At 69.3% G+C, this 13,332-nt stretch carries 12 protein-coding genes; 8 read left to right on the top strand and 4 right to left on the bottom strand.

Translation table 11 applies throughout. The features are described from left to right. Window positions 1–12: 12 nt before the first annotated feature. Entirely contained in the window at window positions 13–1,866 is a 1,854-nt protein-coding gene (locus tag R0232_RS08630) for a M48 family metalloprotease (RefSeq protein WP_431511850.1), read from the bottom strand. 70 nt (window positions 1,867–1,936) lie between these two features. Between R0232_RS08630 and R0232_RS08625 the strand changes: the two genes are divergently transcribed. Further along, the gene (locus tag R0232_RS08625; protein WP_093355725.1) at window positions 1,937–2,176 is read left to right on the top strand and encodes a DUF1653 domain-containing protein; all 240 of its coding nucleotides are present in this window, start codon (window positions 1,937–1,939) and stop codon (window positions 2,174–2,176) included. A 65-nt stretch (window positions 2,177–2,241) separates the two neighbouring features. Here R0232_RS08625 and R0232_RS08620 read toward each other — a convergent pair whose 3' ends face one another. Together R0232_RS08620 and purN are read right to left on the bottom strand one after the other, a co-directional pair. Then, window positions 2,242–2,556, bottom strand: coding sequence for an I78 family peptidase inhibitor (locus tag R0232_RS08620; RefSeq protein WP_431511849.1), 315 nt, complete (start codon window positions 2,554–2,556; stop codon window positions 2,242–2,244). Window positions 2,557–2,593: 37 nt separating this feature from the next. After that, window positions 2,594–3,190, bottom strand: coding sequence for a phosphoribosylglycinamide formyltransferase (purN, locus tag R0232_RS08615; RefSeq protein ID WP_431511848.1), 597 nt, complete (start codon window positions 3,188–3,190; stop codon window positions 2,594–2,596). Between the two features lie 186 nt (window positions 3,191–3,376). On the opposite strand from purN, the gene R0232_RS08610 reads away from it, so the two are divergent. From R0232_RS08610 to R0232_RS08595, 4 genes are all read left to right on the top strand, one after another. Then, window positions 3,377–4,558 carry an acyl-CoA dehydrogenase family protein gene (locus tag R0232_RS08610; RefSeq protein WP_203204735.1) on the top strand — a complete coding sequence of 394 codons (1,182 nt, stop codon included), beginning with the start codon at window positions 3,377–3,379 and terminating at the stop codon, window positions 4,556–4,558. 12 nt (window positions 4,559–4,570) lie between these two features. Then, complete coding sequence (locus R0232_RS08605; RefSeq protein WP_208509155.1) at window positions 4,571–5,686, top strand: acyl-CoA dehydrogenase family protein; 1,116 nt, start codon at window positions 4,571–4,573, stop codon at window positions 5,684–5,686. A 98-nt stretch (window positions 5,687–5,784) separates the two neighbouring features. Further along, window positions 5,785–7,164, top strand: coding sequence for an alpha/beta fold hydrolase (locus tag R0232_RS08600; protein ID WP_431511847.1), 1,380 nt, complete (start codon window positions 5,785–5,787; stop codon window positions 7,162–7,164). 17 nt (window positions 7,165–7,181) lie between these two features. Then, entirely contained in the window at window positions 7,182–7,967 is a 786-nt protein-coding gene (locus tag R0232_RS08595; RefSeq protein WP_093355741.1) for an enoyl-CoA hydratase, read from the top strand. A gap of 10 nt (window positions 7,968–7,977) precedes the next feature. On the opposite strand, the gene R0232_RS08590 is transcribed toward R0232_RS08595, so the two are convergent. Further along, the gene (locus tag R0232_RS08590; RefSeq protein WP_057595044.1) at window positions 7,978–8,538 is read right to left on the bottom strand and encodes an HNH endonuclease; all 561 of its coding nucleotides are present in this window, start codon (window positions 8,536–8,538) and stop codon (window positions 7,978–7,980) included. Window positions 8,539–8,706: 168 nt separating this feature from the next. On the opposite strand from R0232_RS08590, the gene R0232_RS08585 reads away from it, so the two are divergent. From R0232_RS08585 to lspA, 3 genes are all read left to right on the top strand, one after another. After that, entirely contained in the window at window positions 8,707–9,744 is a 1,038-nt protein-coding gene (locus tag R0232_RS08585) for a bifunctional riboflavin kinase/FAD synthetase (protein ID WP_203204731.1), read from the top strand. Between the two features lie 122 nt (window positions 9,745–9,866). Beyond that, window positions 9,867–12,719 carry an isoleucine--tRNA ligase gene (gene ileS / locus R0232_RS08580; protein WP_431511846.1) on the top strand — a complete coding sequence of 951 codons (2,853 nt, stop codon included), beginning with the start codon at window positions 9,867–9,869 and terminating at the stop codon, window positions 12,717–12,719. Beyond that, window positions 12,719–13,231 (top strand): signal peptidase II, encoded by a 513-nt coding sequence (gene lspA, locus R0232_RS08575; RefSeq protein ID WP_093355750.1) that lies wholly within the window; start codon window positions 12,719–12,721, stop codon window positions 13,229–13,231. Before ileS ends, lspA begins: the two co-directional genes overlap by 1 nt. Window positions 13,232–13,332 lie beyond the last annotated feature (101 nt).

Here is a 13,332-nt window from a genome sequence, read left to right as displayed (position 1 = left end):
CCGCCGCCCGCCTCAGGCTCCGCGCGTCCAGACCGCCCCGAAAGCCTGCCGCTCGATGTCCTCCAGCGTCGGCGAATGCCCGGCCCACAGCACCAGCGCCACGCCGGGCAGGCTCAGGGTCTGCTCGAGCTGGCGGCACAGCTGCCAGCGCTCCTCGTCGTCCAGCCCCGGCAGCTCGACGAAGACGACGAAGGCGCGCCGCCACGGAAACTCGCGCAGGTTCTTGCGCACCAGCCACGCGCGCGACACCGGCAGGTTGCGCACGAGGTCGGCCCGCAGTTCGTCGAGCTCGTGCTCGTTGAGATCGTGCCGGCCGATCTGGCTGAAGCTCGGCGTCTCGGTCAGCTCCTCCCAGGCGCGCGCCTCGGCCTCCTCAGCCTCCTTCAGGCGGCCGCGCCAGTGCTTGAGGCCCGCCTCGTCGTGCGGACCGGCGTCGGGGTTCTCGAGCACCGCCACCGCATTGCGGGCGGCCCACCAGCGGCTCGCGGCACCCGCTTCGTGCAACCGTTCCAGCACCGCGAGCCGCGTCTCGCGCTCGGTCGACGGAATCATCTGCGCCAGGCCGCGCAAGGCGCCCGGGTGCTCGGGCGCGATCCGCAGCGCGCGCTCGTAGCGCTCGCGCACCGGCGCCGAGGTGTCGAGGCGGCGCTCGGCGTCGGCCCATTCGACCCACTCGTCGGGCGTGTTGCGCTCGCCGCGCGCCGCCAGCACCGCGATGCGCTCGCGGATGCGCGAGCGGTGCGCGTGGTGCTGCTTCCAGTCGGCGGCATGGGCCTGGCGCCACTGGGCGTCGAAGTGCGCGATCCAGCGCGGGCCCTCGACCAGCATCTCGAGCGCCGGCCGCTTCGACCAGGCCGGCACCGTCGCCTTCTGGCGCAGCGCCTCGAGTCGGTCGCGCAGCACCGGATGGGTGTCTTCCAGGTCGCTGACGCGGCGCATCGCCTCGCGCAGCGCCTGGCGCGCGAACTCGGGCCCCGGCGGCGTCGCGACGCACTCGCGCAGCCCCGCGAAGGGCCCCGGCGGCAGCGGCTCGCGCTCGGCCCGGGCCCAGTGCCAGGGCCAGAACTCGTTGGCGTACCAGTTGGCCTTGATCGAGATCTCGGTCAGCGCCGCGGCCGCCACCGAAGTGCCGAGCAGCCGCCCCGAGATGCGGTCGGCCTCGTACTCGTCCTGCCGCGCGAGCGCGAAGGTCTTGGCCGCGAAGCGCGGGAAGTACCAGCGGAAGAAGGCCTGCGAGACGATCGCCATCACGCCTTCGTTGCGCTGCAGGTTGGCGTCGAGCTTGAGCCACGACAGCCGCGTGCGGTAGATCCAGGCGCTGAGCTTGCCGTGGTTGCCGCGCAGGTGGCCGTACTCGTGCGCGAGCACCGACAGCAGCCGCCGCCGGTCGAGCATCATCAGGAGCGGCAGCCCGATGCTCAGCGAATTGACCGCGCCGCCGAAGAGCCCGAAGCGCGGCACCTGGCGGATGCTGGCGTTGAAATCGTCGTCGAGGTAGACGTGATGGACCGGCGGCCCCTTGATCTTGCTGCGGATGCGGTCGAGCGCCTCGAACAGCTGGGGCGCGTCCTCGCGCGAGAGCTCCAGGCCGTCCGGCTCGTCGAAGCGCACCCACAGCGCGCGCACCGTGGCCCACAGCAGGCCCAGGCCGAACAGCAGCAGCCAGCCGCGCGAGACGCTGAAGCGCCCGTCGCCCAGCGACACGGCGACCCAGACGATCAGCCCCATCGCCAGCCCGAGGCAGGCCAGCACCCAGAGATAGCCCAGCGCCGCGAACGCCGCCACGCCGCGGCGGTAGCGCGCGCTGTCCTCCGCACTGGCATGCTCGCTCAGCCGGACGAGATGGACAAAATCAGCGCGATCCATTCCGGTACTTCCGCCGGCCCCGGCATGCCTGCCGGCGGCCCCGACTCCTGACAAAGAAAGAAACGACCCCGTGACCGACGACGACCTGCCGCCCCTGATCCAGACCCCGCCGGGCCGCTACCGCCACTACAAGGGCGGGGAATACGAGGTGCTGGACACCGTGCGCCACAGCGAGACCCTGGAACCGATGACGCTCTACCGCGCGCTCTACGGCGCCCGTGGCCTGTGGGTGCGCCCGGCCGCGATGTTCGAGGAAACCGTGGACATCGACGGCCGGCTGCAGCCGCGCTTCGCGCGGATCGAAGGCTGAACGGGCATCGGCGCTCATCCTGCGTCGCCGGTTCGCCGTCCGTTCGGGAAATCGGGGCGAGCCGCTCAGCCGCAGCGGACGTCCGTCACCCGGTTGCGCGCATCGACGTCGAGGTTGAGGCGCCCGCCATCGAGCTCGGTGGTCGCGGCATCGCCGGGCTTGAGCACGCGCACCGTGCCGGCACCCGCGCGCACCCTGGCGGCGGCTTCGAGCTGCGGCGTGAGCTGCTGACCCACGGCGAAACGGGCACCGTCGGCACCGCACTGGAACACCGGGGCGGGCGGCGGCGCCGGTGCGGCGGGCGGCGGCGGGGCCGGAGCGGCGCAGCCTGCCATCAGGGCGACGCCGGCGATCGTGGACAGTAGCGATTGGGTTTTCACTGCGACTCCCGAAAACCCGCGAATATAAACAAGTTCTTTAAGGATTGTGTCCCAATGTATCCGCCAGCCACTGGGCGATGGCGCGTGGATACAACTGGTGCTCCTGGGCGAGCACCCGGCCGGCGAGCGTTGCCGCCGTGTCGTCGGGCAGCACCGGCACCACGGCCTGCGCCAGGATCGGGCCGTGGTCGAGCTCGGTCGTGACCTGGTGCACCGTGACGCCGGCCACCTTGCAGCCCGCGTCGATCGCGCGCTGGTGGGTGTGCAGGCCCGGGAAGGCCGGCAGCAGCGAGGGATGGATGTTCACCAGCCGACCGGCATAGCGCTCGACGAAGCCGGGCGTCAGGATGCGCATGAAGCCCGCGAGCACCACCAGTGCCGGCGCATGCGCGTCGACCGCCACGGCGAGCGCCTGGTCGAAGGTTTCGCGGCTCGCGAAATCCTTGTGCGGCACCACCGCGGTCGCGATGCCCTGCGCCCGGGCCAGCGCCAGGCCGCCCGCCTCCGCCTTGTTGCTGACGACGGCGGCGACGCGGGCACCGAAGCGTTCGGCCCAGCGGTCGCGCGCCGCGGCGCGCACGATGGCCTCCATGTTGGAGCCGCCGCCGGAGATCAGGATCACGATGTTCTTCATGGGAGGCGGGATTATCCGTGCCCGTGAAAGCGCCCTTTTCCCGCCCTCCCCCTTGCCGCGCGAGGTCCGCGCACCCAGACTTGTCGCCGCGCGGACAGCGATTTGCAGCACGACCGTGCTAAAACTCATGGCTCCGGAGACACGCCGCGTCTGCGGTGCACCGACGATCAACACAGCGAGGCACGCATGGATTTGAGCTTCACGCCCGAAGAACAGCAGTTCCGCGAAGAGATTCGCGCATGGGTCAAAGAAAACCTTCCCAAGGAAATCTCCACCAAGGTCCACAACGCGCTGGAACTCACGCGCGACGATATGCAGACCTGGGCCAAGATCCTCGGCAAGAAGGGCTGGCTGGGCTACGGCTGGCCCAAGGAATTCGGCGGTCCCGGCTGGACCGCCGTGCAGCGCCACCTGTTCGAGGAAGAAACCGCGCTGGCCGGCGCGCCGCGCATCGTGCCCTTCGGCCCGGTGATGGTGGCCCCGGTCATCATGGCCTTCGGCAACCCCGAACAGCAGAAGCGCTTCCTGCCCGGCATCGCCAGCGGCGAGGTCTGGTGGAGCCAGGGCTACAGCGAACCGGGCTCGGGCTCCGACCTCGCCTCGCTCAAGACCAAGGCCGAACGCCAGGGCGACAAGTACATCGTCAACGGCCAGAAGACCTGGACCACGCTCGGCCAGTACGGCGACTGGATGTTCAACCTCGTGCGCACCAGCAGCGAGGGCAAGCCCCAGACCGGCATCAGCTTCCTGCTGCTCGACATGAAGTCGCCCGGCGTCACCGTGCGCCCGATCAAGCTGCTCGACGGCGGCCATGAAGTCAACGAGGTGTTCTTCGACAACGTCGAGGTGCCGGCCGAGAACCTGATCGGCGAGGAGAACAAGGGCTGGACCTACGCCAAGCACCTGCTCTCGCACGAGCGCACCAACATCGCCGACGTCAACCGCGCCAAGCGCGAGCTCGAGCGCCTCAAGCGCATCGCGAAGACCGAGGGCGTGTACGACGACGCCCGCTTCCGCGACGAGATCGCCAGGCTCGAGGTCGACATCGTCGCGCTCGAGATGATGGTGCTGCGCGTGCTGTCGGCCGCCACCTCGGGCAAGAACTCGCTCGACGTGGCCGGCCTGCTCAAGATCCGTGGCAGCGAGATCCAGCAACGCTACAGCGAGCTGATGATGCTCGCGGGCGGCCCCTATGCGCTGCCGCTGATCCGCGAAGCCATGGCCGCCGGCTGGCAGGGCAACTTCCCGGGCGGCAACCCGGCGCTCGCGCCGCTGTCGTCGACCTTCTTCAACATGCGCAAGACCACCATCTACGGTGGCTCGAACGAAGTGCAACGCAACATCGTCGCGCAGACGGTGCTGGGCTGAGGAGACAAAGACATGGATTTCAATTTCACCGACGACCAGGAACAACTGCGCGACGCCGTCCGCAAATGGGTCGACAAGGGCTATGACTTCGAGCGCCGCCGCGGCATCGAGGCCAAGGGCGGTTTCTCGCGCGAGGCCTGGGACGAACTGGCCGAGCTCGGCCTCGGCGGCCTCTACATTTCCGAGGACGACGGCGGCCTGGGCATGGGCCCGGTGGCCGGCATGGTCGTGATGGAAGAACTGGGCCGCGGCATCGTGCTCGAGCCCTTCGCGCAGACGCTGATAGCCGGCGCCGTGCTCGGCGGCTACGCGGGCGACGCGCTCAAGAAAGCCTGGCTGCCGCGCATCGCGGGTGGCGAGGCCATCGTGGTGCTGGCCTACCAGGAACGCAAGGCGCGCTATCGCCTCGACGTCTGCGAAGCCAAGGCCGTGAAGGCCGGCGAGGGCTGGAGCCTGACCGGCGCCAAGAGCCTGGTGGCCATCGGCGACCAGGCCGATGCCTACCTCGTGCCCGCCCAGGCCGACGGCAAGATCGCCCTGTTCCTGGTCGAGCGCAGCGCCAGCGGCGTGGAAGCGCGCGGCTACGGCACGCAGGACGGCAGCCGCGCCGCCGAGGTGGTGTTCGACAAGGCCGACGCCACGCTGGTCACGGCCGACGGCCTCGCGGCCCTCGAGTACGCGGTCGACGTCGGCATCGCCGCCACCTGCGCCGAAGCGGTGGGCGTGCTCGACAAGACGGTGGACGTGACGGTCGACTACATGAACCAGCGCAAGCAGTTCGGCGTGGTGATCTCGAGCTTCCAGGCGCTGCGCCACCGCGTCGCCGACATGAAGATGCAGCTCGAGCTCGCGCGCTCGATGAGCTACTACGCCACGCTCAAGCTCAACGCCCCCGCGGCCGAGCGGCGCCAGGCGCTGGCGCGCGCCAAGTACCAGCTCGGCGTGTCGATGCGCTTCGTGGGCCAGAACTCGGTGCAGCTGCATGGCGGCATCGGCGTGACCGACGAATACATCGGCAGCCACTACTTCCGCAAGCTCACGCAGCTCGAGATGAGCTTCGGCGACAGCTTCCACCACCTGGGCGAGGTGTCGGCGCGCATGCAGGACACGGCCGGCGTCTTCGCCTGACGGTGCTTTTCTCTTAGCATCCAACGCCCGCCCGCCTTCGCGCCGGCGGGCGTTTTTCATTCGGAACGGCAGCCGCAACGCAACCACGAAGACCGACCATGCAATCCCGCCGCACCCTCCTCCTCGGCGCGCCGCCGGTCCTCGCCGGGCTGCTCGCGTCCCCCGCCCTCCTGTTGACCGCCTGCGCCAATGCGCCGACCGCCATGCCCTCGCTCGCCGACCGCCCGCCCATCGTCTTCGTGCACGGCAACGGCGACTCGGCCGCGCTGTGGCAGACCACGCTCTGGCGCTTCGAGTCGAACGGCTGGCCGCGCGAGCGGCTGTTCGCCTTCGACCAGCCCCTGCCGCTGGCGCGCGACGACGACGGCGTGGCCCAGGCCGGGCGCAGTTCCACCGCGGAATCGGCCGCCTTCCTCAAGGACCGGGTCGAGCAGGTGCTGCGCGCCACCGGCGCGGCCAGGGTCGTGCTGATCGGCAACTCGCGCGGCGGCAACACCATCCGCAACTACGTGCAGAACGGCGGCGGCGCGGCCGTCGTCAGCCACGTGGTGCTCGGCGGCAACCCGGCGCACGGCATCTGGGCCGTGCCGGGCCTGCGCGAGAACAACGAGTTCTCGGGGCTGTCGCCCTTCATGCGGCAGCTCAACGCACCCAAGGGCCCGAACGGCGACGAGGTGACGCCCGGCGTGAAGTGGCTCACGCTGCGCTCGGACAACAACGACAAGTACGCCCAACCGGACGGCCTGTGGATCGGGTCGCCCGGCAAGCCGACGAACATCGGCTTCGACGGCCCGGCGCTCAAGGGCTCGACCAACACCGTGCTGCCGCGGGTCGACCATCGCGAGACCTCGTTCTCGCCCGCGGCCTTCGCGGCGACCTGGCAGTTCCTCACGGGCGAGGCGCCGCGCAACCCGGAGATCACGCGCGAGGCCAACGTGGTGCTCGACGGCCGTGCGATCGGCGCGGAGAACCAGTCGCTGGCCGGCGCGCAAGTGCTGGTGTACGCGGTCGATCCAGCCACGGGCCGGCGGCTCGGCGAGCCCGTGCACCGCAAGACCGTCGGCGCCGACGGCCGCTGGGGGCCCTTCAGCGCGCGCCCCGATGCGGCCTACGAATTCGTACTCGATACCCAAACCAGCGTCACCCACATCTACCGCAGCCCGTTCCCGCGCGGCAGCAGCCTCGTGAACCTGCGGCTCGACCCGATCGTGCCGGCCGACGGCAGCGCCAACGCGGTCGCCGTCTTCACGCGGCCGCGCGGCTATTTCGACGCGCAGCGCGACACCATGCGCTTCGACGGCAAGAGCCCGCCGGCCGGGGTGCCGCCCAAGGGGGCCGGCGTGTCGAGCTCGCGCTTGCGCGAGACGGGCTCCGAGCCGCAGCGCGCGGTCACGGGCGAGTTCAATGGCGAGCGCCTCACGGGGCTCACCTGGCCCGCGGTCAAGGGCCATGTCACTGTGCTGGAACTGACCTACTGAAGAAAAGGCGGCATGCGATGAACGACAGCTCCCCCTTCGTGCTCGAGGCCCGCGACGCCCGCGGCGTGGTCACGCTCACGCTCAACCGCCCGGGCGCGTTCAATGCGCTGTCCGAGGGCATGCTGGGCGCCCTCGAGGACGCCATCGCCGGCATCGCGGCCGACGACACGGTGCGTGCCGTCGTGATCGCGGGCGCCGGCAAGGCCTTCTGCGCCGGCCACGACCTGAAGGAAATGCGCGCCGCGCCCGCGCTCGACTACTACCAGCGCCTGTTCGCGCGCTGCGGCGAGATGATGCTGTCGCTGCAGCGGCTGCCGGTGCCCGTCATCGCGCGCGTGCACGGCATCGCGACGGCCGCGGGCTGCCAGCTGGTGGCGGTGTGCGACCTCGCCGTGGCCTCGAGCGAGGCGCGCTTCGCGGTCAGCGGCGTCAACGTCGGGCTGTTCTGCGCCACGCCGAGCGTGACGCTGTCGCGCAACCTGGGCCGCAAGGAGGCCTTCGAGATGCTCGTCACCGGCGAATTCATCGGTGCCGAGGAGGCGCGCGAGAAGGGCCTGGTCAACCGCGTGGCGCCGCCCGCCGAACTCGATGCCGCGCTCGAGGCGCTGCTGGCCAGCATCGTCGCCAAGCCGCGCACCGCGCTGGCGCTCGGCAAGGCGCTGTTCTACCGGCAGCTCGAGACGGGCATCGCGCCGGCGCTGGCGGACGCCAGCCAGACCATGGCCTGCAACATGATGGATGCGAGTGCGCTCGAAGGCGTGCAGGCCTTCATCGAGAAGCGCCCGCCGGCCTGGAAAGCCTGAACCCGGCCAGCTAGCTGTCGTGCAGCCGCGAACTCTGCGGCAGGTGCGCCATCAGGAATTCCATCTGGTCCGCCAGGATGCGGCGGTTGCGCAGGATGAAGTCCTCCCAGAGGCTGGGCACGTAGGGCGCGTACAAGAGCGGCATGTTGGCCTGCTCGGGGGTGCGGCTGCTCTTGCGGTGGTTGCAGGGCTTGCAGGCCGTGACCACGTTCATCCAGGTGTCGATGCCGCGCTGCGCGAACGGAATGATGTGCTCGCGGGTCAGCTCGTCTTCGTGGAAGTGGCCGCCGCAGTAGGCGCAGACGTTGCGGTCGCGCGCGAACAGCTTGCTGTTGGTGAGGCCCGGACGCTGGGTGAAGGGGTTGATGCGCGGCACGCCCTTGGTGCCGATGATGCTGTTGACGGCAATCTGCGACTGCTCGCCCGTCATCGCGTTGTGGCCGCCGCGGAACAGGGCCACCTGGCCGCCAGCCTCCCAGCGGACTTCGTCCGCTGCATAGTGGATCACCGCCTGTTCGAGCGAAATCCACGACTGGGGCAGCCCTTGGGCCGACAGCTTCAAGACCTTCACCACACGCCTCCTCGACAGAACGAAAGAAACACGGAGAGACCCGGGACACGGAGCGCGTCGGCGACCTCGCGGATCGGCGCACTGCGTCACAATATACCGGCTTTGTGACAAAACGGCCTGATGAGCCCATTCGGCGGGCGACAGGCGCTATCAAAAAGATATTCACCCATGCAGGTTTTCCGCGGCTTCCGGCACCCGGGCGTGGCTCCGGCCTGCGCCTTGACCATCGGCAATTTCGACGGCGTCCACCGCGGCCACCAGGCCATGCTGGCGCTCCTGCAGACCGAGGCGCGGCAACGCGGCCTGCCGAGCTGCGTGCTGACCTTCGAGCCCCATCCGCGCGACTATTTCGCCGCGCTCGCGAAGAAGCCCGAACTCGCGCCGGCGCGCATCGGCACGCTGCGCGACAAGCTCGGCGAGCTGGCCGCCTGTGGCGTCGCGCAGACCGTGGTGCTGCCCTTCGATGCCCGGCTCGCCTCGCAGTCGCCCGAGGAATTCATCCAGAACGTGCTGGTCGACGGCCTGGGCGCGCGCTACGTGCTGGTGGGCGACGACTTCCGCTTCGGCGCCCGGCGGGCCGGCGACTACGCCATGCTCGACGCGGCCGGCGATGCGCGCGGTTTCGATGTCGCGCGCATGAACAGCTACGAGGTGCACGGCCTGCGCGTGTCGAGCTCAGCCGTGCGCGAGGCGCTGGCCGAAGGCCGCATGGCCGACGCCCAGACCCTGCTGGGCCGGCCCTACGCCATCTCGGGCCACGTGGTGCACGGGCGCAAGCTGGGCCGCGCGCTCGGCGCCTCGGCACCGGGGCAGGACGACGGCTTCCGCACCCTCAACCTGCGCTTCAAGCACTGGAAACCCGCGGCCAGCGGCATCTTCGTGGTGCTGGTGCATGGCCTGTCCGAGCGGCCGCTGCCGGGCGTCGCCAACCTCGGCGTGCGGCCCTCGCTCGACCCGAACGACGTCAATGCCGGCCGGGTCCTGCTCGAGACCCACTGCCTCGAGTGGCCCTCTCACCTGGGCGCCGAAGGGGCCTACGGTAAAATCGTGCGCGTGGAACTGCTGCACAAATTGCACGACGAATTGCGCTATACCAGCCTCGAAGCCCTCACCGCGGGCATCGCGAAGGATGGACGCGACGCGCGTGCCTTCTTTGCATCCACCCACGCAGAAACCCACCGCCAGACCACGCGCGATCGAATTTAGCCCTGCACGCTCCGTGCTGCCGCCCTTCGACAAGCTCAGGGCGAACGGCTTTTCTTCCGCACCGACGCCCTTTGTGCCGTTCGGGCTGAGCCTGTCGAAGCCCACTGTTTCGCACCCCCAACATGTCTGACGCTGCTGCCCCCACCGATTACCGTTCCACGCTGAACCTGCCCGACACCCCCTTCCCGATGCGCGGCGACCTGCCCAAGCGCGAACCGGGCTGGGTCAAGGAATGGAACGACGCCGAGCACGGCACCTACCACCGCCTGCGCCTGGCCCGCCGCGGCGCGCCCAAGTTCATCCTGCACGACGGCCCGCCCTACGCCAACGGCCAGATCCACATGGGCCACGCGGTGAACAAGATCCTCAAGGACATGATCACCAAGGCGCGCCAGCTCGAGGGCTACGACGCGCTCTACGTGCCGGGCTGGGACTGCCACGGCCTGCCGATCGAGAACGCCATCGAGAAGCAGTACGGCCGCAACCTGAGCCGCGACGAGATGCAGGCCAAGAGCCGCGCTTACGCCACCGAGCAGATCGCCCAGCAGATGGCCGACTTCCAGCGCCTGGGCGTGCTGGGCGAATGGGACCATCCCTACAAGACCATGGACTTCGCCAACGAGGCCGGCGAGCTGCGCGCGTTCAAGCGCGTGATCGAGCGCGGCTTCGTCTACCGCGGCCTGAAGCCGGTCTACTGGTGCTTCGACTGCGGTTCCTCGCTGGCCGAGTTCGAGATCGAATACGCCGACAAGAAGAGCCAGACCATCGACGTGGCCTTCAAGGCGCACGAGCGCGAGAAGGTGCTCGCCGCCTTCGGCCGGCCCGATGCGCTGGGCGACGTCTTCGCGGTCATCTGGACCACCACCGCCTGGACCATCCCGGCCAACCAGGCGATCAACCTCAACCCCGAGCTCGAGTACGCGCTGGTCGACACCGAGCGCGGCCTGCTGATCCTGGCCGCCTCGCTGGTCGAGATGTGCATGACGCGCTATGCGCTCGACGGCAAGGTGATCGCCACCGTCAAGGGCGAGGCGCTCGGCGGGCTCGAGTTCGAGCATCCGCTGTACGACGTCGACGCCGGCTACCGCCGCCTGTCGCCGATCTACCTGGCCGACTACGCCACCGCCACCGACGGCACCGGCCTGGTCCATTCCTCGCCCGCCTACGGCCTGGACGACTTCAACTCCTGCGTCGCCCATGGCGTGGCCTACGACGACATCCTGAACCCGGTGCAGGGCAACGGCAGCTACGCGCCGGACTTCCCGCTGTTCGGCGGCCAGAACATCTGGAAGGCCGTGCCGGTGATCATCGCCGCGCTGCGCGATGCCAACCGCCTGCTGACCACCGAGACCATCAGCCACAGCTACCCGCATTGCTGGCGCCACAAGACGCCGGTGATCTACCGCGCCGCGGCCCAGTGGTTCATCCGCATGGACGAGGGCGAGGGCGTGTTCACCAAGGACAAGGCGCCCAAGACGCTGCGCCAGACCGCGCTCGACGCGATCGAGCAGACCAGCTTCTATCCGGAGAACGGCAAGGCCCGCCTGCACGACATGATCGCCGGCCGGCCCGACTGGTGCATCAGCCGCCAGCGCAGCTGGGGCGTGCCGATCCCCTTCTTCCTGCACAAGGACTCGGGCGAGCTGCATCCGCGCACGATGGAGATCCTCGACCAGGCCGCCGACATCGTCGAGAAGGGCGGCATCGAGGCCTGGAGCCGCGTGACGGTCGAAGAGATCCTCGGCGCCGAGGACGCGCCGAGCTACACCAAGAGCACCGACATCCTCGAGGTGTGGTTCGACTCGGGCTCGACCTTCTATCACGTGCTGCGCGGCACGCACCCCACGGTGCACCACGAGACCGGCCCCGAGGCCGACCTCTACCTCGAAGGCCACGACCAGCATCGCGGCTGGTTCCACTCGTCGCTGCTGCTGGCCTGCGCGCTCGAAGACCGCGCGCCCTACAAGGGCCTGCTGACGCACGGCTTCACGGTCGATGCCAACGGCATCAAGATGAGCAAGTCGCGCGGCAACGGCATCGATCCGCAGGAAGTCAGCAAGAAGCTGGGCTCGGAAATCATCCGCCTCTGGGTGGCCGCGAGCGACTACTCGGGCGACATCGCAGGCGACAACAAGATCCTCGAGCGCGTGGTCGACTCGTACCGCCGCATCCGCAACACGCTGCGCTTCCTGCTCGCGAACACCAGCGACTTCGACATCGCCAAGGACGCGGTGCCGCTGGCGGAGCTGTTCGAGATCGACCGCTACGCGCTCGCGCGCGCCGCGCAGTTCCAGGACGAGATCCTCGCGCACTACAAGGTCTACGAGTTCCACCCGGTGGTTGCCAAGCTGCAGATCTACTGCTCGGAAGACCTCGGCGGCTTCTACCTCGACATCCTCAAAGACCGGCTCTACACCAGCGCGCCGGGCTCTCGCGCGCGCCGCAGCGCGCAGACCGCGCTGTGGCACATCGCGCAGGCGATGCTGCGCTGGATGGCGCCGTTCCTGAGCTTCACGGCCGAGGAGGCCTGGAAGATCGTGGGCACCGGCAAGCCGGGCGAATCGATCTTCACGCAGACCTACAGCAAGTTCGAGGCGCCCGACGAAGCGCTGCTCGCCAAGTGGAGCCGCATCCGCGAGATCCGCGACGCGGTGAACAAGGAGATCGAGACGGTGCGCGCCGAGGGCAAGGTCGGCTCCTCGCTGCAGGCCAACCTGCGCGTGACGGCGCCGGCCGAGGACTTCGCGCTGCTGGGCTCGCTCGGCGAGGACCTGAAGTTCGTCTTCATCGCCTCGGCGATCGAGCTGGCCGCGGGCGAGGCGCTGGCCACGGCGGTCGCGCCGAGCACGGCGCAGAAATGCGAGCGCTGCTGGCATTACCGCGAGGACGTGGGCCACGATCCGGCCCATCCGACGATCTGCGGTCGCTGCACCAGCAACCTGTTCGGCGCCGGCGAATCGAGGAGCTTCGCCTGATGGCCGCCACCCGCACCGTCTCGGCCTCGCGCTCGCGCGGCGCCGGCATCTGGCCCTGGCTCGCGCTGGCACTGATCATCGTGATCATCGACCAGTTCACCAAGACGCTGATCCTCGGCTACTACAAGCTCGGCGACGCCACCTACGTCACCAGCTTCTTCAACGTCGTGCGCGCGCACAACACGGGCGCGGCCTTCTCGTTCCTGGCCGACCATTCGGGCTGGCAGCGCTGGCTGTTCACCGGCATCGGCGTGGCGGCGGCCGTGTTCATCGTCTGGATGCTGAAGTCGCACGCGGGCCAGAAGCTGTTCTCGTTCTCCATGGCCTGCATCCTGGGCGGCGCCATCGGCAACGTGGTCGACCGGATGATGCACGGCTACGTGGTGGACTTCCTGAGCTTCCACGCGGGCGGCTGGTACTTCCCGGCCTTCAACGCGGCCGACAGCGCGATCACGCTCGGCGCGATCTGCCTGATCCTCGACGAGATCCGAAGGGTGCGGCGCGGCAAGTAGCGGCCCACCGTCTTTTTTTGCTCCCTCGAAGGGCGCGCCGGGATTCTCGGCGCGCCCTTCGCGCATTCGGGCGCACGGGTTTTCATCGATCCCGCGCTGTC

The organism is Variovorax sp. DAIF25 (genome assembly GCF_050711835.1).
Classification (GTDB): Bacteria; Pseudomonadota; Gammaproteobacteria; order Burkholderiales; family Burkholderiaceae_C; genus Variovorax.
The sequence above is the reverse complement of the archived record's forward strand: the minus strand, read 5'-3'. Positions and strand labels throughout refer to the sequence as shown.